Genomic DNA, 23,311 nt, shown 5'->3' with positions numbered 1-23,311 from the left:
ATCGCCGCGCGCCCGGGGTAAGGGAAGGAACATCCTGGGAACACGAGTCCCACTCCGGCGGTTGCACCGATCATGACGACCCCGACCGTGGAGCTGGGCGCGTTCCTGCGGACCCGGCGCGAACGCCTGGACCCGCGGGACTTCGGCCTGCCGTCGCGCCGCCAGGCCCGGCGGACTCCGGGACTGCGCCGCGAAGAGGTCGCCGAGCTGGCCGGGGTCAGCGTCGACTACGTAGTGCGGCTGGAACAGGCCCGCGGGCTGCGGCCCTCCGCGGACGTGGTGGAGGCGCTGGCCCGGGCGCTGCGCCTGGCTCCCGACGAGCGCGCCTACCTCTTCGACCTGGCCGGGCAGCGCCCGCGCGACACCGACAAGCTCGTCACCACCCCGGCGCCGCCGCTGGCCCGGCTGGTCACCGATCTCGCGCCCCTGCCGGCCATGGTGCTGAACCACCGCTACGACATCCTGGCCTGGAACGACGAAATGGCCGGGCTGCTGGTGGATTTCGACACGCTCGCCCCGGCGCAGCGCAATTCGATGTGGCTGTGCCTGATGCACCCGCAGGTCCGCGAGTTCTACCTCGACCGCGAACGCGTGGTGCGGGAAGGGATCGCCCACCTGCGCGCCGCGTGGGCCGCCCACCCGGACGACGACGCGCTGACCGGCCTCATCGCCGAACTCACCGACGGCAACGAAGAGTTCGCGCGCCTGTGGGCCGAGCGGGACGTCAAGGTCAGCGGCCGCGGGCACAAGGTCATGCGGCACCCCGAAGCCGGGGTGCTCACCGTGCAGTTCGAAACGCTCCGGCCGCTGCAGGACCCGGACCAGCTGCTGGTGATCTACCGCGCCGCGGACGAGCAGAGCCAGGCGGCCCTGGACCGCTTGCGCGCGGGCTGACGGGCGGCTCAGCCGTCCGCGAGGCGCAGCTCCAGCGTCCGGGCCCACTCCCGGACGATCTGCCGCCGCCGGCGGGTGTCGTCGGTCAGCAGGTTGGCCAGGCCCAGGCCCCGAGCGAGGTCGAGGGTGGCCTGGACCAGTTCGCGCACGCCCGGCCGGGACTCGTCGACGCCGAGCAGCTCCACCGTCACCCGGTGCGCCTCGCGCCCGACGCGCGCCTCCAACGGCACCAGCACGTCCCGCAGCGCCTCGTCGGTCGCCGCCGCCGACCACAGCTGCAGCGCCGCGCGGAACAGCGGCCCGGTGTAGAGGTTCAGCACCATCTCGACGACGCGCTCGATGCGCGACGCCCCGCTCGGCAGGTCCGCGGCCTGGGCACGCAGCTCGTCGATCTGGGCCTCGCCCAGGAGGTCGACCGCCGCCGCGACGAGGTCCTCCCGCGTCGGGAAGTGGTGCTGGGCCGCACCACGCGAGACGCCGGCTCGTTCGGCGATCCCGGCCACCGTGACGCCGTGCCAGCCGCGCTCGCCGAAGCCGTCGAGCGCGGCCTCGATCAGCCGCCGCCGCGTCGTGCGGCTGCGTTCCTGCTGGGGTTCGCGGACGCCGGTCAAGCCGGATCGACCCAGAAATCGAGCTGCAGGTCCTCTTCCGCGGTGTCGCCGGCGCGGTACTTCGCGAAGTCGGTGACGCCTTCGGCCCGCAGCACCTCGTCGTCGAGGTAGAAGTTCCCGGTCGCCTCGCGGCTCGGCTTGGTGAGGATCGCGTACGCGGCGTCGGCCATGATCTCCGGCGTCCGACTGCGGTCGGCCAGCTCGGCGCCGACGACGTTGCGGATCGCCGCCGTGTCGATGGTCGTGCGCGGCCACAGCGAGTTGACCGCGACGCCGTCCTTCTTCAGTTCCGCCGCGAGCCCGACGGTCACCAGGCTCATCGAGTACTTCGCGATGCTGTAGGCGAGGTGCCCGGCGGTGAACCACTTCTCGTCGAGGCTGATCGGCGGCGACAACGTCAGGATGTGCGGGTTCATCCCCTGGCGCAGGTGCGGGATGGCCAGTTTGGACAGCAGGAACGTGCCGCGCGCGTTGATGTCCTGCATGAGGTCGTAGCGCTTCATGCTGACCTGCTCGGTCGGCGTCAGGTCGATCGCGCTGGCGTTGTTCACCACGACGTCGATGCCGCCGAACTGCTCGACCGTCTTGGCCACGGCCGCCGCGACCCCGTCGTCGTCGCGGACGTCGCCGAGGATCGGCAGCGCGTGCCCGCCGGCCTTCTCGATGGCTTCCGCGGCGGTGTGGATGGTGCCGGGCAGCTTCGGGTGCGGTTCGGCGGTCTTGGCCAGCAGCGCGACGTTCGCGCCGTCTTTCGCCGCGCGGAGCGCGATCGCCTCACCGATGCCGCGGCTGCCGCCGGACATGATGATGGTCCTACCCGTCAATCCAGCCATGTGAAACCTCCGTGAGGCGACGCATCTTTCCTAGAGAAAGTGACGCTTCGGAATCGGTAGTCAGTAGGACTTCGGGAGGCCGAGGCTGTGCTGGCCGACGAAGTTGAGCACCATCTCGCGGCTGACCGGCGCGATCCGGCCGAGCCGGACAGCGGTGACCAGCGTGCCGAGGCCGTACTCGGTGGCGAGACCGTTGCCGCCGTGGGTCTGCACGGCCTGGTCGGTCGCGCGGATGGCCACCTCGGCGGCGGCGTACTTCGCCATGTTGGCCGACTCCCCCGCGCCGAAGTCGTCGCCGGAGTCGTAGAGCGACGCCGCCTTCTGCGTCATCAGCTTCGCGAGTTCGAGTTCGATCTTGATTTCGGAAAGCGGGTGCGCGAGGCCCTGGTGGGCGCCGATCGGCGTGCCCCACACCTGCCGCTGGTTGGCGTAGGAGACGGCTTTGGAAAGCGCGTACCGGGCGATGCCGAGGGAGAACGACGCACCCATGATGCGTTCCGGGTTCAGGCCGGCGAACAGCTGCGCGATCGCCGCGTCCTCCTCGCCGACGAGAGCTTCGGCCGGGAGCTTGACGTCGTCGAGGAACAGCGAGAACTGGTTCTCCGGCGCGATGATGTCCATCGGGATCTTCGTGTACTCGAAGCCGGGGGTGCCCGTCGGCAGGATGAACAGCGCGGGCTTGAGCTTGCCGGTCCGGGAGTCCTCCATCCGGCCGACGACGAGCACCGCGTCGGCCTCGTCGACGCCGGAGATGTAGACCTTGCGTCCACTGAGGACCCAGCCGTCGCCATCGCGCTTGGCGGTGGTGGTGATCTTGTGCGAGTTCGACCCCGCGTCCGGCTCGGTGATCGCGAAGACCATCCGCTTGCTGCCGTCGGCGATGCCGGGGAGCCACTGCTTCTTCTGCTCTTCGGTGCCGAAGCGGGAGATCACGGTGCCGCAGATGGCCGGCGAGACGACCATCAGCAGCAGCGGCGAGCCCGCGGCGGCCAGCTCTTCGAGCACCGCGGCGAGATCGGCGATGCCCGCGCCCCCGCCGCCGTACTCCTCGGGGATGTTGACGCCGAGGTAGCCCAGCCGGCCGGCTTCGTCCCACAGTTCGTGGGTCTTCTCGTCGGCACGGGCCTTGCGCGCGTAGTACTCGTGCCCGTACTTGGCACCGAGTTCGGCGACGGCCTTGCGAAGCGCGATCCGCTCCTCCGGCTCGATGAAGTTCATCGCGTTCATTCTGCTTCTCCCACCACCGCGAGGATCGTGCCCACTTCGACCTGCTGTCCCACTGTCACCGGCAGTTCCGCCACCACACCGTCGGCGGGAGCGGCGATCCGGTGTTCCATCTTCATCGCCTCGAGCCACAGCAACGGGTCGCCCGCCTTCACCGGGTCCCCGGCCTGCACGGCGAGCCGGACGACCGTGCCCGGCATCGGCGCGACCAGCGACCCCGCGGCCAGGGCCGCGCCCGGGTCGGCGAACCGCGGCGCCGCCGTCAGCGCCACCGAGCCGAGCGCGGAGTCCACGTAGGACACTCCGGCGTGCCGGGCGACGTCGAAGGCGCGCCGCACGCCGGCGACGTCCAGGACCACCCGGCCGGGCTCGGCGGTGACCAGCCCGGCCTCGAACCCGTCGGCCTTCAAACCGTCGCGCGTCAGCGAGTAGACGACCTCGTACTCGCGGTCCGCGATCGAGAAGACCTTCCGCTGACCGGTCGAGCGGACGTTGCGCCAGCCGCTGGGCAGCCTGCCCTGCGTGGTCGCCGACGCCCGGTTGCCCGCCGCATCCGCCAGGGCTGCCGCGAGAGCTGAGAGCCGCTCGGTGTCCACAGTGGCCAGCGGCGCGGCGAGAGTGTCCAGGCCGTGCCGGTCGAAGAACGCGGTGTCTGTCTCACCGGCCAGGAAGGCGTCGTGGCGCAGGATGTTCACGAGGAGATCGCGGTTGGTGACCACACCGTGGATCTTCGCCGCCGCCAAGGCCTTGGCGAGCCGGCGGGCGGCTTCGGCGCGGGTCGGGGCCCAGGTGATCACCTTGGCCAGCATCGGGTCGTAGTGCACCCCGACGACCGAGCCGCTGACGAACCCGGAGTCGAGCCGCAATCCGGCGCCTTCCGTGAACTCACGGTCCACATCGGGCACTTCGAAGGTGTGCAGCGTGCCGCTCTGCGGCTGCCAGTTCGCTGCCGGGTCTTCGGCGTAGAGCCGGACCTCGATGGAGTGACCGACGGTCGGCGGCGGGTCAGCGGGCAGCCGTTCGCCCTCGGCGATCCGCAGCTGCAGCGCGACCAGGTCCAGCCCGGTGACGTTCTCGGTGACCGGGTGCTCGACCTGCAGCCGGGTGTTCATCTCGAGGAAGTAGAACCGGCCGTCCGGGCCGGCGAGGAACTCGACCGTGCCCGCGCCGACGTAGTCGATGGCCTTGGCGGCCTTGCGGGCGGCGTCGAACAGCTCCTCGCGCATGGCGGCGTCCACGAACGGCGACGGCGCCTCCTCGACGACCTTCTGGTGCCGCCGCTGGATCGAGCACTCCCGCTCGCCCACCGCCCAGACCGTGCCGTGGGTGTCGGCGAGAACCTGAACCTCGATGTGCCGCCCGGTCTCCAGGTACCGCTCGCAGAAGACGGTCGGATCGCCGAACGCCGACCCGGCTTCCGCACTGGCGCCTTCCACCGCCTCGGCCAGCTCGTCGAGCGACCGGACCACGCGCATCCCGCGGCCGCCACCCCCGGCGGACGCCTTGACCAGCAACGGCAAGTCGCCGGAAGTGACCGACGCCGGGTCCAATTCGGACAGCACGGGCACGCCCGCGGCCGCCATCAGCCGCTTGGACTCCACTTTGGAGCCCATGGTCTCGATGGCCTCCGGCGGCGGGCCGACCCAGGTCAGGCCGGCGTCGACAACAGCGCGCGCGAAGGCAGCGTTCTCGGACAGGAAGCCGTAGCCGGGGTGGACGGCGTCGGCGCCGGTGTCGGCCGCGGCCTTCACCAGCAGCTCGGCCCGTAGGTACGTCTCGGACGGCGCGTTGCCGGGCAACCGGACGGCCGCGTCGGCTTCCAGCGCATGAGGCGCGGCGGCATCGGCGTCGGAGAACACCGCGACCGTGCCGATCCCGGCGTCGCGGCAGGTGCGGAAGACGCGGCGGGCGATCTCGCCGCGGTTGGCGACCAGCAGGTTCTGGATCATCGCTCACTCACATCCGGAAGACGCCGAAGCCCTCGGCGCCCTTCACTGGTCCATTGTGGATCGCGGACAGGCTCAGCCCCAGCACGGTGCGGGTGTCGCGCGGGTCGATGATGCCGTCGTCGTAGAGCATGCCGGAGAGGAACATCGGCATCGACTCGGCTTCGATCTGGCCTTCCACCATGGCGCGCATGGCCTTGTCGTGCTCCTCGTTGTACTCCTGGCCGCGGCTTTCCGCCGCCGCGCGGGCCACGATGGACAGCACGCCGGCCAGCTGCGCCGGGCCCATCACCGCGGACTTCGCGCTCGGCCACGCGAACAGGAAGCGGGGATCGTAGGCCCGGCCGCACATCCCGTAGTGCCCGGCGCCGTAGGACGCTCCCATGAGGACGGACAGGTGCGGCACCTTCGAGTTCGACACCGCGTTGATCATCATCGCGCCGTGCTTGATGATGCCGCTCTGCTCGTACTCCTTGCCGACCATGTAGCCGGTGGTGTTGTGCAGGAACACGAGCGGCGTGTGGATCTGGTTGGCCAGCTGGATGAACTGCGCGGCCTTCTGCGACTCCTCGCCGAACAGCACGCCTTGGGCGTTGGCCAGCACGCCGACCGGGTAGCCGTGGATGCTCGCCCAGCCCGTCACGAGCGACGAGCCGTAGAGCGGCTTGAACTCGTCGAAGTCGGAGCCGTCGACGACGCGGGCGATGACCTCGCGCGGGTCGAACGGCACCTTGAGGTCGGTCGGCACGATGCCGAGCAGGTCCTCGGCGTCGTACAGCGGCTCGGCGTAGTCCGGCTTCGGCGTCGGCCCCTGCTTGGTCCAGTTGAGCCGCTTGATGATGTTGCGGCCCAGGCGGATCGCGTCCTGCTCGTCGACGGCCAGGTAGTCGGCCAGGCCTGACGTGCGCGCGTGCATCTCGGCGCCGCCGAGCGACTCGTCGTCGGACTCCTCCCCGGTCGCCATCTTGACCAGCGGCGGTCCGCCGAGGAACACCTTGGCGCGCTCCTTGACCATCACGACGTAGTCGGACATCCCCGGCAGGTACGCGCCGCCCGCGGTCGAGTTGCCGAACACGAGCGCGACCGTCGGGCAGCCCGCGGCCGAGGCCCGCGTGATGTCGCGGAAGATGCGGCCGCCGGGGATGAAGATTTCCTTCTGCGTCGGCAGGTCCGCGCCGCCGGACTCGACGAGGTTGATCGACGGCAGCCGGTTCTGCGCGGCGATGTCCGCGGCGCGGAAGCTCTTCTTGGTGGTCCACGGGTTGCTGGCGCCGCCCTTGACCGTCGGGTCGCTCGCCGAGATCAGGCACTCGACGCCTTCGACGACCCCGATACCGGTCACGAGGCTCGCGCCGACGCGGTAGTCGGTACCCCAAGCTGCCAGGGGCGAGAGCTCCAGGAACGGCGAGTCCTCGTCGAGCAGCAGCTCGATGCGCTCGCGGGCCAGGAGCTTGCCGCGCTTGCGGTGGCGTTCGACGTACTTCTCGCCCCCACCGGCCACGGCCTTGGCCTGCTCGGTGTCGATCTCGGCGAGCTTCTCCAGCATCGCCTCGCGGTTGGCGCCGAACTCGGCGGCCCGCGTGTCCACTGTGGACCTCAAGGTAGTCACGAGGTGTATCCCAATCGCTTCGCGGCCAGGCCGGTGAGGATCTCGGTGGTGCCGCCGCCGATGCCGAGGATCCGGACGTCGCGGTAGTGGCGCTCCACTTCGGACTCGCGCATGTAGCCGAGCCCGCCGTGCAGCTGGACGGCCTCGTTGACCACCCACTCGGCGGCCTCGACGGCGGTGTTCTTGGCGAAACAGGCTTCGGCGATGACCTCTTCGCCCGAGACGTGCCGGATCGCGGCCTGCCGGGTGTAGGTCCTCGCGACGTCGGTCTTCCGCGCCATCTCGGCCAATTTGTGCTGCACGACCTGCCGCGAGATCAACGGACGGCCGAACGTCTCGCGCAACCGGCACCAGTCCAGCGTCAGGTCGAGGGCGCGCTGGGCGTGCGCGTACGCCTGCACGGCCAGGGAAAGCCGTTCGGTGACGAACTGGGTGGCCACCTGCGCGAACCCGCTGTTCTCGGTGCCCACCAGGTTCTCCACCGGCACCCGGACGTCCACGTAGGACAGTTCGGCGGTGTCGGAGCAGAGCCAGCCCATCTTCTCCAGCTTGCGCGACACCGTGAACCCGGGTGTCCCGCGTTCGACGACGATCAGCGAAAGCCCGTGCGCGCCGTCGCCGCCGGTGCGCACAACAGTCGTCACGAAGTCCGCGCGGCAGCCGGAGGTGATGTAGGTCTTGGCACCGTTGATGACGTACTCGTCGCCTTCGCGCACGGCGGTGGTCCGGATCCCGGCGACGTCCGAGCCGCCGTCCGGCTCGGTGACGGCCAGGGAGCCGATCTTGTCGCCGGTCAGCGCCGGGCGGACCCAGCGTTCGATCTGGACCGGGTCGTTCGCCTCGGCGATGTGCGGGACGGCGATGCCGCAGGTGAACAGCGACGCGAACAGCCCGCCGGAGCCGCCCGCGTAGTGCATTTCCTCGGCGACGACGAGCGCGTCGAGGTAGTTGCCGTCGCCGCCGCCGATCTCCTCGGGGAACGCGACCCCGAGCAGGCCGAGGTCCCCGGCCTTGCGGTGCAGGTCGCGGGGCAGTTCGCCGGCGCGCTCCCAGTCGTCGAGGTGCGGCAGGACCTCCTGCTCGACGAACTTCCGCACGGTCTTGCGCAGTTCGGCCCGCTCGGGCGTCCGGAACGGATCGGTCACAGGAGCACCTCGGGAACGTCGATTTCGCGCGAGCGCAGCCACTCGCCCAGCGCCTTGGCCTGCGGGTCGAACCGCGCCTGCGAAGCGACGCCTTCACCGAGGATGCCTTCGACCACGAAGTTCATCGCCCGCAGGTTCGGCAGCAGGTAGCGCATCACCGGCAGGTCGGCCGTCTCGGGCAGCAGCAGCTTGAGTTCGGCGACGGTCAGCCGGTGCACCAGCCACCGCCAGGCCTCATCGGACCGCACCCAGACGCCGAGGTTGGCGTTGCCGCCCTTGTCGCCGCTGCGGGCGCCGACGACGGTACCCAGGGGCACGCGGCGTACCGGCCCGTGGTCCAGGGGCTCGGGCAGGGCGGGCTCGTCCACATCGGACAGGTCCTGAGTGGACACCGAAGGCGCTATGTCGACCCGCATCCCGTCCGGCAGCACCGCGACGTGCGGCACCTTCCCCGCGTCCACATAAGCTGCGGTGTAGACGCCGTACGGCGAGGCGTCCGACGGCGGCGCGGTGACGTGGAACCCGGGGTAGCTGGCCAGCGCCAGCTCGACGGCGGCGCCGGTGAACGCGCGCCCGGCGACCTTGGGGTCGGCGTCCTTGACGGCGACGTGCAGGAGCGCACTCGCGGCCTGCTCGGTGTCCGCGTCGGGGTGATCGGTGCGCGCGAGAGTCCAGCGGACGTCGGCGGGCGGCCGGTCCTTCAAGGACGCTTCGAGTTGTTCGCGCACCAGCGTGGCTTTCGCCTCGATGTCGAGTCCGGTGAGGACGAACGTAGTCTCGTTGCGGAACCCGCCGAGGGTGTTGAGCGCGACCTTCAGGGTCGGCGGCGGAGCTTCGCCTCGGACGCCGGAGATGCGGACGCGGTCTGGTCCGGCTTCGGTCAGCGAGAGCGTGTCGAACCGCGTGGTCACATCGGGTCCCGCGTAGCGCGCGCCGGTGATCTCGTACAGCAGCTGCGCGGTGACCGTGCCGGTGTTCACCACGCCCCCGGTGCCGGGGTGCTTGGTGATAACGCTGGAGCCGTCGGCCTCGATCTCGGCGATCGGGAAACCCGGCACGCCCAGAGAATGCTCGGTGAAGAAGGCGTAGTTGCCGCCGGTGGCCTGGGCGCCGCATTCGATGACGTGCCCGGCCGCGACCGCGCCGGCGAGGGCGTCGAAGTCGTCGCGCGCCCAGCCGTAGTGCGCGGCGGCCGGGCCGACGATCACCGAGGCGTCGGTGACGCGCCCGGTGACGACGACGTCCGCGCCCGCGTTGAGGCACTCCACGATGCCCCAGGCGCCGAGGTAGGCGTTGGCGGTCAACGGTTTCCCGAGGTCCAGCTCCTCGGCGCGGGCCACCAGGTCGTCCCCTTCGACGTGCGCGATCTTGACGTCGAGACCGAGGCGATCGGCCAGCTCCCGGAGCGCGTCCGCGAGCCCGGCGGGGTTCAGGCCACCCGCGTTGGCGACGATCTTGACCCCCTTTTCCTTCGCCAGGCCGAGGTTCTCCTCCATCTGGCGCAGGAACGTCTTGGCGTAGCCGCGGTTCGCGTCCTTCATCCGGTCGCGGCCGAGGATGAGCATGGTCAGCTCGGCCAGGTAGTCGCCGGTCAGGACGTCGAGGGGCCCGCCGGTGAGCATCTCGCGGACCGCGCTGAACCGGTCACCGTAGAAGCCCGAAGCGTTGCCGATGCGATAGGTCATGCGAACTGCCCCGGCTTACGGCCTTCCCCGGGAGGCCCGGCGAAGGCCTGCGCGATGGTCAGCCACTCTTCGACGTCGGCACCGTGGGCGGCCAGGTCGGTGTCGGCCGGGTGCCGCCGCTGCGTGACGACCAGGCAGAAGTCCAGCGCGCTGCCGGTGAGTTTCTGCTCGGCCTCCTCCGGGCCGAACGCCCAGGTGGTGCCATCGGGCGCGGTCAGCTCGACGCGGAACTCCTCCGCCGGCGGGGCGAGCGAGCGGGTCAGGAACGCGAAGTCGCGGGTGCGCGTGCCGAAGCGCGCGATGTGCCACAGCCGCGCGGTCGGCTCGCGCGTCAGGCCCAGCGCGTCGAAGACGTCCTGGCCGTGCGCCCAGGTCTCCATCAGCCGCGCGGTGACCATGGAGGCCGCGCTCATCGGCGGGCCGTACCACGGCAGCTTCTGCCCGTCCGGCACAGCGGCGAGCGCGGCGGCCAGCGCGGCGCGCCCGGAACGCCAGTCTTCGAGGATCTCACGCGGCGGCCGCTCGGCCCCGGCCGCGGCGCCGTCGTCGACGTAGGTCTCCCCCGCTTTGAGCAGCTCCTCGACCTCGGCCTGCCAGTCCTCCGGGTGAGCCGCCGCGATCAGGGCCTTCCGGTCGGTCCAGGCCAGGTGCGCGATCTGGTGCGCGATCGTCCACCCCTCGGCGGGCGTGGCCCGCGCCCAGTCCGACGCGGGCAGGCCCGCCACCACGTCGTCGATCGTCCGTGTCTCCGCGTCGAGATCCCCGAGGATCACGCCGAGATCCGCCATCCGCCGCCTCCTTGCGTCCTGGCGCCCAGCGTCGCACCGGCCACCGGAAAAATCAAGCACGCCTGATTGTTTTGCCTGGGACAGCAACCGCACTTTCACGGGAAAGTGTGCTATTGACAGCTTGCCAGTAGTGGCCGGCTGCAATACGTTCCTCACCATGGCCGACTACGCCGAGATCACCTACGCCGTCGCGGACCGGATAGCCACGGTGACGCTGAACCGCCCCGAGGCGCGCAACGGCTACACGATCCGGATGGCCGACGAGCTCGGCGCCGCGATGGACCGCGCGGACCGCGACGAGGACGTCCGCGTCGTCGTGCTGACCGGCGCGGGCCCGGACTTCTGCGTCGGCGCCGACCTGTCGCAGGGCGGCTTCGACTTCGACCCGGCGACCGGGCCGGACGCGGCGTGGCAGGAGCCCGCCGGCCGGTGCTCGAAGCGGATCTTCACGATGAACAAGCCGGTGATCGCGGCCTTGCACGGCGCGGCCGTCGGTGGCGGCGTCACGATCACGCTCTCGTGCGACTACCGGCTCGCCTCGGAAGACTCGCGCTTCGGCTTCGTGTTCACGCGGCGCGGCATCTACCCCGAAGGCGCGTCGGCGTGGTTCCTCCCCCGGCTCGTCGGTATGGGCACCGCGCTGGACTGGATGATCAGCGGCCGGGTCTTCCCTGCCGCCGAAGCCCTCGAAAAGGGACTGGTGCACCAGGTGTTCCCGATCGGCACCGTGCTCGACGAGGCGTACGAGCTGGCGCGCGAGATCGTGGAGAAGACCGCGCCGGTGTCGGTCGCGGTGACCCGCCAGCTGCTCTACCGGATGGCGAGCGCCGAGTCGCCGTTCCCGGTGCACGAACTCGACTCCCGCCTCATCGGCGGGCTGGGCGCGAGCCCGGACGCCGTCGAAGGGGTCATGTCGTTCCTGCAGAAGCGACCGCCCGCGTTCGGCATGCGCGTCGACAAGGACCTGCCCCCGTATCTCCCCTGGTTGGAAGAATGAGCCTCTACCCGCCGCAGCCCTGGAACCTGACCGCCGACGCGCGGGTGTCGATCTGGCGCGTTCCGCCTTCTCGGCTGCCCGCGTTGCCGCCCGGCACCGAGCCGTTGCTCGTGGCCGGCCACGCGTCGGTGTTCACGGCGTGGATCGACTACACCCCGCCCGGGCAGATGGCCTACCACGAACTCCTTTCCGCGGTGGCGATCAAGGCCCGGCGGGTGTCCTGCTCGATCACCGAGATCTGGGTCGACAGCGAGGCGTCCCTGGCGGGCGGCCGCGAGCTGTGGGCGATCCCGAAGGACCTGGCGACCCTGGACTTCACCGGCGGCCGCACGTTCCAAGCCACGGCGGCAACCTCGGAGGACTGGATCGCGACGGCGGCGTTCAAGCCCCGGCCCGCCTTGCCGCTGCGCGTGCCGACGTCGTTCGAGGTGGTCCAGGAACGCGACGGCCTCCTGCGCACCCCGGTCGGCGCGAAGATCCGGCCACGCCCGGCGTCGGCGGACTGGAGCTTCAACCCGGACGGCCCGCTCGGCTACCTCGCCGGGCGCCGGCCGGTGACGAGCCTGGAGCTCCCGAAGTCGGAGCTGCGCTTCGGCTCCTGACCGGCTGCGAAACCTACCCGCGGAACCCCGCAATCGCGCGTTGAAGTGCTTCTCTGGGTGATCACGTAATCCCGTCAGAGTGAACTCGCGACACGCCATCTGGGGGCCCGTGCGGGCGGGCACCCCTACATGTAGTCTCTGGGAACCGGCAGGCCCCAGCGACGGGGAGACCGCTGCGCAAGACCTGCCAAGCAGCCTGGAAAACACCTGCGCACGGCCTCATCACGCCGTGTGGCGATCGAACGCGCCCGAAAACTTGGAGACACGCATGTCAGTCGAAACCGGTCAGCGGCCCTCCGCCGCCGACACATCCACCGCGATCCGGGTCATCCGGCGGGACGGCAGCGTGTCGCCGTTCGACGCCGGGAAGATCTCGGTCGCGCTGACCAAGGCGTTCCTCGCGGTCGAGGGTGGCGACGCCGCCGCGTCCTCACGCGTGCACCACGTCGTAGCGGAGCTGACCCAGCAGGTGGAGACCACCCTGCTGCGGCACGCCGGCCCCGAAACCGCCCTGCACATCGAGCAGATCCAGGACATCGTCGAGCTCGCCCTCATGCGCGGCGAGCACCACAAGGTCGCCCGCGCGTACGTCCTCTACCGCGACGAGCGCAGCAAGGCCCGCGAGGCCGCCAAGCCCGCCACCACCGAGGTCGCGCTGAACGTCAAGGGCGCCGACGGCGTCCTGCGCCCGCTCGACTGGGCCCGCGTGTCCCACGTCGTGGGCGAGGCCGTCGCCGGCCTCGAAGACGTCAGCGCCGAGCCGGTGCTGGCCGAGGCCAAGCGCAACCTCTACGACGGCATCAGCGCCGACGAGCTGGCCCTGGCCCAGGTCCTGGCCGCCCGCGTGCTGGTCGAGCAGGAGCCGAACTACTCCTACGTCTCCGCCCGGCTGCTGCTCGACAAGCTGCGCGGCGAGGCCCTGAGCTACCTCGCGAAGAAGCCGCGCCAGGCCAGCCAGGACGAGATGGCGGCGGAGTACCCCTCGTACTTCCGCGCCTACCTGCGCCGCGCGGTCGAGCTGGAGCTGGTCGACGGCGAGCTGCTGTCCTTCGACCTGGACAAGATCACCGCCGCGATCGATGCCCGGCGCGACCTCGACTTCGGCTTCCTCGGCCTGCAGACGCTGTACGACCGGTACTTCCAGCACCACGACGGCACCCGCTTCGAGCTGCCGCAGGCGTTCTTCATGCGCGTCGCGATGGGCCTCGCGATCCGCGAGGACGACCGCGAAGCCCGCGCCATCGAGTTCTACGAGCTGCTCTCGACGTTCCACTTCATGGCCTCCACCCCGACGTTGTTCAACTCGGGCACCACGCGCGCCCAGCTGTCGTCCTGCTTCCTGACCACGGTGGACGACGACCTGGACTCGATCTTCCAGGCGTACAAGAACAACGCGCTGCTGGCGAAGTACTCGGGCGGCCTCGGCAACGACTGGACCCCGGTCCGCGGCCTCGGCGCGCACATCAAGGGCACCAACGGCCAGTCGCAGGGCGTCGTGCCGTTCCTCAAGATCGCCAACGACACCGCGGTCGCGGTCAACCAGGGCGGCAAGCGCAAGGGCGCGGCGTGCGCGTACCTCGAGACCTGGCACGTGGACATCGAGGAGTTCCTCGACCTGCGCAAGAACACCGGTGACGACCGCCGGCGCACCCACGACATGAACACCGCGAACTGGGTGCCGGACGAGTTCCTCCGCCGCGTCGAGGCCAACGCCGAGTGGACGCTGTTCTCGCCGAACGAGACCCCGGACCTGCACGACCTCTACGGCAACGAGTTCTCCGCCCGCTACCGCGAGTACGAGGCGATGGCCGACCGCGGCGAGATCAAGGTGTTCCGCCGGATCCGCGCGGTGGAGCTGTGGCGCCGCATGCTCACCATGCTGTTCGAGACCGGCCACCCGTGGATCACGTTCAAGGACCCGTGCAACCTGCGCTCGCCGCAGCAGCACGTCGGCGTCGTGCACTCGTCCAACCTGTGCACCGAGATCACGCTGAACACCACCACGGACGAGGTCGCGGTCTGCAACCTCGGCTCGGTGAACCTGCTCAAGCACGTCACCCCCGAGGGCCTGGACACCCAGCGCCTCGAGAAGACCGTCCGCACGGCCGTCCGCATGCTGGACAACGTGATCGACATCAACTTCTACACGATCCCGGAGGCCCGGCGCTCCAACCTGCGCCACCGCCCGGTCGGCCTGGGCATCATGGGCTTCCAGGACGCGCTGTTCGAGATCGGCGTCCCGTTCGCCTCGGACGAGGCCGTGAAGTTCGCCGACGTCTCCATGGAGCACCTCTCCTACTACGCGATCTCGGCGTCGACCGACCTCGCCGAGGAGCGCGGGCAGTACCAGTCGTTCGAGGGCTCGCTGTGGAGCAAGGGCATCCTGCCGATCGACTCGATGCAGCTGCTCATCGACGCCCGCCGCGGTGACGGCCTCGACGTCGACCTGTCGTCCACTTTGGACTGGGCACCGCTGCGCGAGCGCGTCAAGACCGTCGGCATGCGCAACTCCAACGTGATGGCGATCGCGCCGACCGCGACGATCTCCAACATCTCGGGTGTCGGCCAGTCGATCGAGCCGCTGTTCCAGAACCTGTTCGTCAAGTCGAACATGTCCGGCGACTTCACCGTCGTCAACCCGCACCTGGTCAAGAGCCTCAAGGCCCGCGGGCTCTGGGACGAGGTCATGGTCAGCGACCTCAAGTACTTCGACGGCAGCCTCGGCCAGATCGACCGCGTGCCGGACGACCTCAAGGCGCTGTACGCGACGGCGTTCGAGATCGAGTCGAAGTGGATCGTCGACGCCGGTTCGGTGCGCCAGAAGTGGATCGACCAGGCGCAGTCGCTGAACCTCTACATCGCGGCGCCGAGCGGCCGCAAGCTCGACGAGCTGTACCGCTACGCGTGGCACAAGGGCCTCAAGACCACGTACTACCTGCGAGCGCAGTCCGCGACGCACGTCGAGAAGAGCACCCTGCGCGGCACCGACGGCAAGCTGAACGCCGTCTCGGCCACCCCGGCGCCCGCTGCGCCCGCCGCGGCTCCGGCCCCCGCGCCGGCGCCGGCCGCCGCGGTCCCGGCCGTGCCGGTGACCCCGGCTCCGAAGCCGGAGTCCAAGGAACTGCCGAAGACGGACGTGGACTTCGTCGCCACCGAGGGCGCCGCCTGCCGCATCGACGACCCCGACTGCGAATCCTGCCAGTAAGGAACCTGAGGAACATGACCAACGTGGAGACCACGGACGCGACCGGCCTCGGGGAGATCGAGGTCGGCGCCGCCCGGATCAACGTCGACGACAAGCGCATGATCAACGCGCGCGCCGACGTCAACCAGCTGCTGCCGATGAAGTACACGTGGGCCTGGGAGAAGTACCTGGCCGGCTGCAACAACCACTGGATGCCGACCGAGGTCGCCATGCAGGCCGACATCGCGCTGTGGAAGTCGAAGGACGGCCTCACCGAGGACGAGCGGCAGATGCTCAAGCGCAACCTGGGCTTCTTCGCGACCGCGGAGTCCCTGGTGGCCAACAACATCGTGCTCGCGGTGTACCGGCAGATCACCAACCCCGAGTGCCGCCAGTACCTGCTGCGCCAGGCGTTCGAGGAAGCCGTGCACACGCACACCTTCCAGTACATCTGCGAGAGCCTCGGCCTGGTCGAGGGCGAGCTGTTCAACATGTACCGCGAGGTCCCGTCCATTTCGGACAAGGACGCGTGGGCACTGAAGTACACGCAGCACCTGGAGGACCCGGACTTCAAGACCGGGACGCCGGAGGCCGACACGGCGTTCCTGCGTGACCTCGTCGCGTTCTACGTGATCTTCGAGGGCATGTGGTTCTACACCGGCTTCGCGCAGATCCTGTCGCTCGGCCGCCGCAACAAGATGGTCGGCATCGCCGAGCAGTACCAGTACATCCTGCGCGACGAGTCGATCCACCTGAACTTCGGCATCGACTGCATCAACCAGATCAAGATCGAGAACCCGCACCTGTGGACGCCCGAGTTCCAGGAAGAGGTCCGCGGGATGCTGAAGGAGGCGTGCGAGCTCGAGGTCAAGTACGCGCGCGACACGATGCCCCGCGGCATGCTCGGCCTGTCGGCGCAGCTGTGCGAGCAGTACATGCACTTCATCACCGACCGGCGCGCGCAGCAGATCGGCCTCCAGCCGATCTTCGGCGAGACCGAGAACCCGTTCCCGTGGATGTCCGAGGCGATGGACCTGAAGAAGGAGAAGAACTTCTTCGAGACCCGCGTCATCGAGTACCAGTCGGGCGGCGCGCTCGACTGGGACTGATCTCCCGATCGGGTTCCTGCCTGGGAAGGATTCTTCCCAGGCAGGAACCCGCGGCTTTTGCCGGTCACATCCCGGGTCGATGGTGGAGACATGACCACCACCGTCACCTTCACCAGCGCCGGCATCGACATCGCCGCCCACCTCTACGTTCCCGACGGCGCCGACGGCCCGCTTCCGGCCCTCGTGGTCGGCCATCCCGGCACCGGCGTCAAGGAACAGACCTCCGGAACCTACGCGAGCCTGATGGCCGAGCGGGGCTTCGTGACCCTCGCCTTCGACGCCGCCCACCAGGGCGAGTCCGGCGGCCTGCCGCGCGGGCTGGAGGATCCCGCCCAGCGGATCGAGGACTTCAAGGCCGCGGTCTCCTTCCTCACCACCCGGCCCGAGGTCGACGCCGGCCGGATCGGCCTGCTCGGCATCTGCGCCTCCGGCGGCTATTCGCTCGCCGCCACCGGCGGTGATCACCGGGTCAAGGCCGTCGCGACGGTCTGCACGGCCGAGCCGGCCCGCCAGTTCCGCTACGGCGCCGACGGCACCCAGGACCCGGCCGTCTTCCAGGGGCTGCTGGACGCCGCCGCGCAGGCACGCACCGCCGCCGCCCGCGGCGAGTACCCCGGCGTGCTGACGATGTTCCCCGAGACCGCCGCGGAAGCCGGCGCGCTCGGCGGACAGCACGGCATCGAAGGCTGGGAGTACTACTGCGGCGCCCGCGGCCACCACGAGCGCTCGGCGAAGTTCCTCACCTGGGACAGCGTCGACAAGATGGCCGCGAGCGACGTCTTCCACGCCGTGCCGCTGATCGGCCCGCGCCCGATCCTGCAGATCCTCGGCGAGCGCGCCGTCACCGCCTGGATGGGCCTGGAAGCCCACCGGCGCGCCACCGGCCCGGCGGAGATCCACTGGATCGAGGGCGCGAGCCACGTCGATCTCTACGACAAGCGCGAGTACATCGACCTCGCCGTCGAGAAGCTGGCCAAGTACTTCACCGCCAACCTGGCTCAGTAGACGTAGCGGCGCACCTTCTCCGGGTGGATCACCAGGCGGATCAGGTCCGTGGCCAGGATTTCCTCGAGGGTCGCGGCGCGGGCCGGGTCCGCCAGGTCCCAGTAGCGCTCAGCCAGGCGCGACGCGAGGTCGTGCGCTCCCCCGGGTTCCACCGTGACGCGGCCCGCGGCCGAAACCCACCGCTCACGCTCCCCCACCGGCGCCGCCACCACGAGCGACGCTCGCGGGTCCCGGCCCACCCGCCGGACCTTCGGCGAGTCCACTTCCGTGAACAGCTGGATCGTGCCTTCGGCCGTCGCCTCGAACCACACCGGCCGGGGCTCGCCGCCGGCCACGGTCAGGAAGCCGTGCAGGGGCCGCCGAAGGAATTCGAGGTCCTCATCAGTGAACGCGGTCATGACGTCGAGTCAACCCGATCCGCTCGGACGATCCCATGGGCGAGACCCCGGGATGCCTGTGTGATCGTCTAATCTCGGGAACGTGGACGCGTTCGGTGACCTGCGGGCGCACGGCTCGCTGTTCGGCAGCTCGACCCTCTCGCCGCCTTGGGCGCTGCACTTCGTCGACGGCGCGCCACTGACCCTGTGCACCGTCCTCACCGGGGGCGGCTGGATCGTGCCCGAGCACGGCGCGCCGGAACCGCTGCGCGCCTACGACACGGTCGTCGTGCGCGGACCGGGGACCTTCACCTTCGTCGACGAGGTCGGCACCCCGGCCGAGCCGGTCGCGTGCGGCGAGCACTGCGCGGCGCCCGAAGAGGGCGGGACCCGGCACCGGCGCGGCTGGCACGACCCCGGCGACGGCGCGACGACGCTGATCGTCGGCGCCTACCCGGTGGGCGGTGAGGTCGGCGCCCGGCTGCTGGACGCGTTGCCCGCCGTCCTGCGCGTCGGCGGCGGGGGCACGGGGGACGCCGTGCTGGAGCACCTCGCCGCCGAGGTCGCCGTCGACGCGCCCGGTCAGCAGGTGGTGCTCGACCGGCTGCTCGACTGGATGCTGGTCTGCACCCTGCGCGAGTGGTTCGACCGGCCGGGCGGCGAACCCCCGGCCTGGTGGACCGCCCAGCGCGACCCGGTGGTCGGCCACGCGCTCCGCCTCCTGCACGCCGAACCGGCCGCGCCCTGGACGGTCGGGACGCTGGCCGGCCGCACCGGCGTGTCCCGGTCGACGCTGGCCAAGCGGTTCGCCGACTTGGTCGGCGAACCGCCGCTGACCTACCTCACCCGCCGGCGCATGGCGCTCGCCGCCGACCTGCTGGCCGAGCGGGAAGACCGGACCGTCGCGGAGGTCGCCCGCACCGTCGGGTACGCCGACGCCTTCGCGTTCAGCGCCGCGTTCAAGCGGGTCCGCGGCACGAACCCGAGCGAGTTCCGCCGCGCGGCGGCGCGCTGAGAAGCCACCCGAAAAGAGGACACCCCAACCTGTTGTCACATCGTCAACAAGGGTGCATCGTGAAGGGGTCGCCGATCTCAGCGGGGAGATGGTCACTTTGCCGGGCACCGTGAGCCGAGCCACCGAAGCACTGCGCGAACGCGTGCCGCCGCTGACTTCGCTCCCCCTCCCCCACCGGGTCGACGAACGCTGGCTGCACTCGCGCTGGCCCGTCAAGGAGCTCGCGACGCCGCCCGCCGGCAGCGGCCTCAAACCCGTCCTCGGCGACGAAGGCCCGCCGGTCGTCGGGCACATGCTCGAAATGATGCGCTTCGGCCCCGCGTTCGGCCTGCGCCGCCACGAGCTCTACGGCCCCGTGTCGTGGACCGGCGGCTTCGGCCGGAAGATCGTCGCGCTGTCCGGGCCGGAGGCGACGCAGATCGCGCTCGTCAACAAGGACAAGGCGTTCTCGCAAGAAGGCTGGAAGTTCTTCATCGAGAAGTTCTTCGAGCGCGGCCTGATGCTGATGGACTTCGGCGAGCACCACCTGCACCGCCGGATCATGCAGGAGGCGTTCACCCGGCAGCGGCTCATCGGCTACGTCGGCGAGATGGGCCCGGCGCTGCGCGAAGGCGTCGCGAGCTGGGGATCGGCCGAGCGGCCGCGGCTGTACTGGGCGCTCAAGCAGCTGACCCTCGACGTCGCGACGCGCGTGTTCATGGGCATGCGCAGCGGCGCCGACGCCCACCGGATCAACCGCGCGTTCGTCAGCTCCGTGCGCGCCGGCACCGCGCTGGTGCGCTTCCCCATGCCCGGCGGGCGCTGGTCGGCGGGCCTGCACGGGCGGAAGGTCCTCGAGCGCTACTTCAGCGAAACCCTGCCCGCCAAACGGAAGTCGGACGGCGACGACCTGTTCACCGCGCTCTGCCACGCCACCACCGAGGACGGCGACCGCTTCACCGACACCGACATCGTCAACCACATGATCTTCCTGATGATGGCCGCGCACGACACGACGACCATCACCAGCAGCGCCATGGCGTACTACCTCGCCAAGCACCCCGAGTGGCAGGAACGCGCCCGCGAGGAGTCCCTCGCCCTCGGCGACGACCTCCTCGACATCGACGCCGTCGACCAGCTCGAAACCCTCGACCTCGTGATGAAGGAAGCGCTGCGGCTGGTCGCCCCGGTGCCGTCGCTGACCCGCCAGACCGTCAAGGACACCGAGGTGCTCGGCCACTACATCCCCGCGGGCACGCTGTGCGGAGTCTCGCCGACGGTGAACCACTTCACGCCGGAGTGCTGGACGAACCCCTTCGCGTTCGACCCCGAGCGGTTCGCCGAGCCGCGCCGCGAGGACAAGTCCCACCGGATGGCGTGGATGCCGTTCGGCGGCGGCGCGCACAAGTGCATCGGGCTCCACTTCGGCGGCCTCGAGGTGAAGTTGCTGATGCACGAAATGCTGCGGGCCCACCGCTGGTCGGTTCCGGACGGTTACACCGCGAAGTGGGATTACGTCTCCCTGCCGGTGCCGGCCGACGGCCTTCCGGTGCGCTTGACGCCTCGGTGACCGCGGTACCGTCCACCACTGCATACACCGAGTGACATAAAGTTACCTCCTGTGGAGATTCGTTCACTCGTTCAGCCGGTAGACACCCCGTGACACACATGATGGCGTGGCATCGGTCGCGGGCGAGGGGCACCCGGTGTGGCTCGCTGATCCCCGGCACCGCGGCTGACCTGGCCCGACCTGTGCGTGAAGAGGTGAAGTGTGCCTGAGTCCGGTGCCGCGCCAGGACTGCTGGACGTGGCGCGCCGGTGGGCGGCGACGTTGGCCGACACCAAAGGAGTAACACTTCCCCTGGAAGAGCTCGAACCGCTGCTGCTGGAGATCGCGCACGACGCGGTCGACCACGCCGGGTCCGGGCACGACGGTGCCCTGCACCGGTTCACCGCGCTCTACGCGGCGTCGCCGATGGGGATCGCGCTGGCCGACCCGGACGGCGAGATCGTGGAGGCCAACCTCGCGCTCGGCCAGCTGCTCGGCTGCTCGCCGAACCTGCTGCGCGGCCGCCACCTCACCGACCTCGGCTCCACCGACCACGACGTCTCGCGGCTCAAGGCGGGGCTCGAACTGGTGCGGGGCGGCCGTGAGCGCTACCAGGAGCGGATGCTGCTCGACCACACCGAAGACGGGCAGCTCTGGACCGACGTCACCCTCGCCCGGCTGCCCGGCGACCGGCCGGGCTCGGTCTACCCGGTGCTGATGGTGTCCGACGCGAACGAGCTGCACCTGCTGCAGGAACGGCTGCTGCACCAGAACGTGCACGACCCGCTGACCGGGCTGCCCAACGCGTCGTCGTTCACCACGAAGCTCGAAGCGGCGCTCGGCGCCGGCGCGCACGACGACATCGCGCTGATCTACCTCGACGTCGACGGCTTCAAGGTCGTCAACGACGGTCTCGGCGCCGGCGTCGGCGACCAGGTGCTGCGCGGGGTCGCGGGCAAGCTGTCGGCCGTGTTCACCGGCCACCACGACGGGTTCGTCGCGCGGCTGTCCGGCGACGGCTTCGCGGTGCTGCTGCGGGGCGAGCTGTCCGCCGCCGAGGTCGTCGGCCTCGTCGAGCGGGCGCTGGAGGACCTCAACGAGCCGATCTACCTGGGCGGGCACGGCATCGGCGTGAGCGCGAGCGCGGGCATCGTGGTGCGCGCGGCCGTCGAGGGTGGCGCCGCGGAGCTGCTGCGGGCGGCCGAGATCGCGCTGCACCGGGCCAAGGAGGCCGGCAAGGCGCAGTGGATGCTGTTCGACCCGGAGCTGGACGCCCGCGACCGCGGCCGCTACCAGCTGGGCGCGGTGATCGCCGGGGCGCTGGAGAACGGCGAGTTCTCGCTCATCTACCAGCCGACGGTGAAGCTCGCCGACCCCGACCGGCTCGCCGCGGTGAACGCGGGCCTGCGCTGGAACCACCCGGAGAAGGGCGAGCTCGGCTCCGACGAGTTCTACCCGCTGGCCCAGACCACGGGCATGACGGTGCCGCTGGGCCGCTGGCTCCTGGCGGAGTCCCTGGCGGCGACGGCCCGCTGGCGGTCGCGCTTCGGCGAGGCGGCGCCGGACGTGTGCGTCCGGCTGCCGACGCGGCTGGCGATCGACCCGGACCTGGTGCTGCTGGTGAAGGAGCAGCTGGACAAGCACGAGCTGCCGGCCCAGGCGCTGCGGCTGTGCACGGACCGCGACTCGGTCCTCGACCCGCGCGGCGAGGTGCTGGACTCGTTCGCGGTGCTGGCCGACCTGGGGACGCAGCTGGTGCTGACCATCTCGGGCTCGGCGGACCTGGAGCTGATCCCTCAGCGCCGGCTGCCCGTCCACCACGTGATCCTTTCGGGCGCGGTGATCGACGCGCTGGACTCGGACTCACCGCCGGAGCCGGCGCTGCGGCACCTGACGCAGCTGGTCACGCGGGCCCGCGAGCTGAACCTGCGGGTCGGGGCGGAAGGGGTCCGGACGCACGAGCAGGCGGCGAGGCTGCGTCAGCTGGGCGTCCTGGCGGCCCGCGGCCCGTTCGTGGCGGACTCGGCCACCGGCGACGAGGTCGACGAGCTCATCGCCCGCCACCCCACCGGGTGACCCGAGCGCCCCAATGTGGCCTTCGGTGCGTTGGACGCACCGAAGGCCGCCTTGGGTGCGTGGAATCAGCACTGCGGCGCGAAGCGCCTCCGTTGAGGGTGGCGGTGGGGGCATGGGAGGAGCAACCAAGGCCACATTGGGGCGGTGGGGACCAAGCCGGGTTCGGGGTGGCTCCGAAGACCCGGCAGGATGGGTTCTGCCGCCGACGAGAAGGGACCTCCATGGACGCCGGAGACCTCGCCCCCGATTTCACGCTGCCCGACGACCAGGGCGCCGACCGCAGGCTGTCGGACTTCCTGGCCACCGGCCCGGTGGTGCTGTTCTTCTACCCGGCCGCGATGACCGGCGGCTGCACGGCGGAGAGCTGCCACTTCCGCGACCTGGCCGCCGAGTTCGCCGAGGTCGGCGCGCACCGCGTCGGCATCAGCCCGGACGGCGTCACCAAGCAGCGGCAGTTCTCCGAGGCCAACGGCTTCGACTACCCGCTGCTGTCCGATGTGGAGGGTGAAGTCGCGAAGCAGTTCGGCGTCTGGCGGAAGCTGCTGCCGCTGCACGCCAAGCGCGCCACGTTCGTGATCGGCGAGGACCGGAAGATCCTCGAAAAGATCAAGAGCGAGCTGAACTTCACCGTGCACGCCGACCAGGCGCTCAAGGTGCTGCGGGAGCGGAACAAGGTTTCCTGA

Annotated in this window: 19 protein-coding genes; 10 read left to right on the top strand and 9 right to left on the bottom strand. The window is 70.4% G+C overall.

All coding sequences use genetic code 11. The annotated features are described in order from the left end of the window. Positions 1–72 precede the first annotated feature (72 nt). The gene (locus AB0M83_RS16185; protein WP_364517614.1) at positions 73–894 is read left to right on the top strand and encodes a helix-turn-helix transcriptional regulator; all 822 of its coding nucleotides are present in this window, start codon (positions 73–75) and stop codon (positions 892–894) included. Positions 895–902: 8 nt separating this feature from the next. On the opposite strand, the gene AB0M83_RS16180 is transcribed toward AB0M83_RS16185, so the two are convergent. The 8 genes from AB0M83_RS16180 to AB0M83_RS16145 are packed head-to-tail and all read right to left on the bottom strand — an operon-like array spanning position 903 to position 10,735. Further along, positions 903–1,505 (bottom strand): TetR/AcrR family transcriptional regulator, encoded by a 603-nt coding sequence (locus AB0M83_RS16180; protein WP_364517612.1) that lies wholly within the window; start codon positions 1,503–1,505, stop codon positions 903–905. Then, a complete protein-coding gene (locus tag AB0M83_RS16175; protein ID WP_364517610.1) occupies positions 1,502–2,338 on the bottom strand; it encodes an NAD(P)-dependent oxidoreductase in 837 nt (278 codons plus the stop codon). The genes AB0M83_RS16180 and AB0M83_RS16175 overlap by 4 nt, the downstream gene beginning before the upstream one ends. A gap of 60 nt (positions 2,339–2,398) precedes the next feature. Beyond that, positions 2,399–3,565: an acyl-CoA dehydrogenase gene (locus AB0M83_RS16170; protein WP_364517608.1), complete on the bottom strand. Its 1,167-nt coding sequence runs from the start codon at positions 3,563–3,565 to the stop codon at positions 2,399–2,401. Then, positions 3,562–5,511 carry a biotin carboxylase N-terminal domain-containing protein gene (locus AB0M83_RS16165; RefSeq protein WP_364517606.1) on the bottom strand — a complete coding sequence of 650 codons (1,950 nt, stop codon included), beginning with the start codon at positions 5,509–5,511 and terminating at the stop codon, positions 3,562–3,564. The genes AB0M83_RS16170 and AB0M83_RS16165 overlap by 4 nt, the downstream gene beginning before the upstream one ends. A gap of 7 nt (positions 5,512–5,518) precedes the next feature. Continuing rightward, the gene (locus AB0M83_RS16160; RefSeq protein ID WP_364517604.1) at positions 5,519–7,117 is read right to left on the bottom strand and encodes a carboxyl transferase domain-containing protein; all 1,599 of its coding nucleotides are present in this window, start codon (positions 7,115–7,117) and stop codon (positions 5,519–5,521) included. Continuing rightward, positions 7,114–8,262: an acyl-CoA dehydrogenase family protein gene (locus AB0M83_RS16155; protein ID WP_364517602.1), complete on the bottom strand. Its 1,149-nt coding sequence runs from the start codon at positions 8,260–8,262 to the stop codon at positions 7,114–7,116. The genes AB0M83_RS16160 and AB0M83_RS16155 overlap by 4 nt, the downstream gene beginning before the upstream one ends. Beyond that, the gene (locus tag AB0M83_RS16150) at positions 8,259–9,947 is read right to left on the bottom strand and encodes an acyclic terpene utilization AtuA family protein (protein ID WP_364517600.1); all 1,689 of its coding nucleotides are present in this window, start codon (positions 9,945–9,947) and stop codon (positions 8,259–8,261) included. The genes AB0M83_RS16155 and AB0M83_RS16150 overlap by 4 nt, the downstream gene beginning before the upstream one ends. After that, positions 9,944–10,735 carry a TIGR03084 family metal-binding protein gene (locus AB0M83_RS16145; protein WP_364517598.1) on the bottom strand — a complete coding sequence of 264 codons (792 nt, stop codon included), beginning with the start codon at positions 10,733–10,735 and terminating at the stop codon, positions 9,944–9,946. Before AB0M83_RS16145 ends, AB0M83_RS16150 begins: the two co-directional genes overlap by 4 nt. 157 nt (positions 10,736–10,892) lie before the next feature. Here AB0M83_RS16145 and AB0M83_RS16140 point away from each other — a divergent pair, with 157 nt between their 5' ends. From AB0M83_RS16140 to AB0M83_RS16120, 5 genes are all read left to right on the top strand, one after another. After that, positions 10,893–11,732: an enoyl-CoA hydratase-related protein gene (locus AB0M83_RS16140; RefSeq protein WP_364517596.1), complete on the top strand. Its 840-nt coding sequence runs from the start codon at positions 10,893–10,895 to the stop codon at positions 11,730–11,732. Further along, positions 11,729–12,334 carry an acetoacetate decarboxylase family protein gene (locus AB0M83_RS16135; protein ID WP_364517594.1) on the top strand — a complete coding sequence of 202 codons (606 nt, stop codon included), beginning with the start codon at positions 11,729–11,731 and terminating at the stop codon, positions 12,332–12,334. Before AB0M83_RS16140 ends, AB0M83_RS16135 begins: the two co-directional genes overlap by 4 nt. Positions 12,335–12,602: 268 nt before the next feature. After that, on the top strand, positions 12,603–15,539 hold the full coding sequence (locus AB0M83_RS16130; protein WP_364517592.1) for a ribonucleoside-diphosphate reductase subunit alpha: 2,937 nt from the start codon (positions 12,603–12,605) through the stop codon (positions 15,537–15,539). A gap of 14 nt (positions 15,540–15,553) precedes the next feature. After that, positions 15,554–16,627, top strand: coding sequence for a ribonucleotide-diphosphate reductase subunit beta (locus tag AB0M83_RS16125; RefSeq protein WP_364517590.1), 1,074 nt, complete (start codon positions 15,554–15,556; stop codon positions 16,625–16,627). A gap of 90 nt (positions 16,628–16,717) precedes the next feature. Further along, positions 16,718–17,632 carry an alpha/beta hydrolase gene (locus tag AB0M83_RS16120; protein ID WP_364517588.1) on the top strand — a complete coding sequence of 305 codons (915 nt, stop codon included), beginning with the start codon at positions 16,718–16,720 and terminating at the stop codon, positions 17,630–17,632. Here AB0M83_RS16120 and AB0M83_RS16115 read toward each other — a convergent pair. Then, positions 17,626–18,030, bottom strand: coding sequence for a pyridoxamine 5'-phosphate oxidase family protein (locus AB0M83_RS16115; protein ID WP_364517586.1), 405 nt, complete (start codon positions 18,028–18,030; stop codon positions 17,626–17,628). The two genes, AB0M83_RS16120 and AB0M83_RS16115, sit on opposite strands and share 7 nt — an antisense overlap. An 82-nt stretch (positions 18,031–18,112) precedes the next feature. On the opposite strand from AB0M83_RS16115, the gene AB0M83_RS16110 reads away from it, so the two are divergent. From AB0M83_RS16110 to AB0M83_RS16095, 4 genes are all read left to right on the top strand, one after another. Further along, on the top strand, positions 18,113–19,024 hold the full coding sequence (locus AB0M83_RS16110) for an AraC family transcriptional regulator (protein ID WP_364517583.1): 912 nt from the start codon (positions 18,113–18,115) through the stop codon (positions 19,022–19,024). An 88-nt stretch (positions 19,025–19,112) separates the two neighbouring features. Then, positions 19,113–20,573, top strand: coding sequence for a cytochrome P450 (locus AB0M83_RS16105; protein WP_364517690.1), 1,461 nt, complete (start codon positions 19,113–19,115; stop codon positions 20,571–20,573). A 237-nt stretch (positions 20,574–20,810) separates the two neighbouring features. Next, positions 20,811–22,628 carry a diguanylate cyclase gene (locus AB0M83_RS16100; RefSeq protein WP_364517688.1) on the top strand — a complete coding sequence of 606 codons (1,818 nt, stop codon included), beginning with the start codon at positions 20,811–20,813 and terminating at the stop codon, positions 22,626–22,628. A gap of 221 nt (positions 22,629–22,849) precedes the next feature. Beyond that, the gene (locus tag AB0M83_RS16095; RefSeq protein ID WP_364517581.1) at positions 22,850–23,311 is read left to right on the top strand and encodes a peroxiredoxin; all 462 of its coding nucleotides are present in this window, start codon (positions 22,850–22,852) and stop codon (positions 23,309–23,311) included.

Origin of the sequence: Amycolatopsis sp. NPDC051106 (assembly GCF_040682775.1) — a bacterium.
Lineage (GTDB): Bacteria > Actinomycetota > Actinomycetes > Mycobacteriales > Pseudonocardiaceae > Amycolatopsis.
This window is presented reverse-complemented; position numbering and strand designations above follow the sequence as displayed.

Coding starts and splice junctions, on each gene's coding strand:
- AB0M83_RS16185 (WP_364517614.1), top strand. CDS start 73: ATGACGACCCCGACCGTGGAGCTGGGCGCGTTCCTGCGGACCCGGCGC.
- AB0M83_RS16175 (WP_364517610.1), bottom strand. CDS start 2,338: ATGGCTGGATTGACGGGTAGGACCATCATCATGTCCGGCGGCAGCCGC.
- AB0M83_RS16170 (WP_364517608.1), bottom strand. CDS start 3,565: ATGAACGCGATGAACTTCATCGAGCCGGAGGAGCGGATCGCGCTTCGC.
- AB0M83_RS16165 (WP_364517606.1), bottom strand. CDS start 5,511: ATGATCCAGAACCTGCTGGTCGCCAACCGCGGCGAGATCGCCCGCCGC.
- AB0M83_RS16150 (WP_364517600.1), bottom strand. CDS start 9,947: ATGACCTATCGCATCGGCAACGCTTCGGGCTTCTACGGTGACCGGTTC.
- AB0M83_RS16145 (WP_364517598.1), bottom strand. CDS start 10,735: ATGGCGGATCTCGGCGTGATCCTCGGGGATCTCGACGCGGAGACACGG.
- AB0M83_RS16140 (WP_364517596.1), top strand. CDS start 10,893: ATGGCCGACTACGCCGAGATCACCTACGCCGTCGCGGACCGGATAGCC.
- AB0M83_RS16135 (WP_364517594.1), top strand. CDS start 11,729: ATGAGCCTCTACCCGCCGCAGCCCTGGAACCTGACCGCCGACGCGCGG.
- AB0M83_RS16130 (WP_364517592.1), top strand. CDS start 12,603: ATGTCAGTCGAAACCGGTCAGCGGCCCTCCGCCGCCGACACATCCACC.
- AB0M83_RS16125 (WP_364517590.1), top strand. CDS start 15,554: ATGACCAACGTGGAGACCACGGACGCGACCGGCCTCGGGGAGATCGAG.
- AB0M83_RS16120 (WP_364517588.1), top strand. CDS start 16,718: ATGACCACCACCGTCACCTTCACCAGCGCCGGCATCGACATCGCCGCC.
- AB0M83_RS16115 (WP_364517586.1), bottom strand. CDS start 18,030: ATGACCGCGTTCACTGATGAGGACCTCGAATTCCTTCGGCGGCCCCTG.
- AB0M83_RS16105 (WP_364517690.1), top strand. CDS start 19,113: ATGGTCACTTTGCCGGGCACCGTGAGCCGAGCCACCGAAGCACTGCGC.
- AB0M83_RS16095 (WP_364517581.1), top strand. CDS start 22,850: ATGGACGCCGGAGACCTCGCCCCCGATTTCACGCTGCCCGACGACCAG.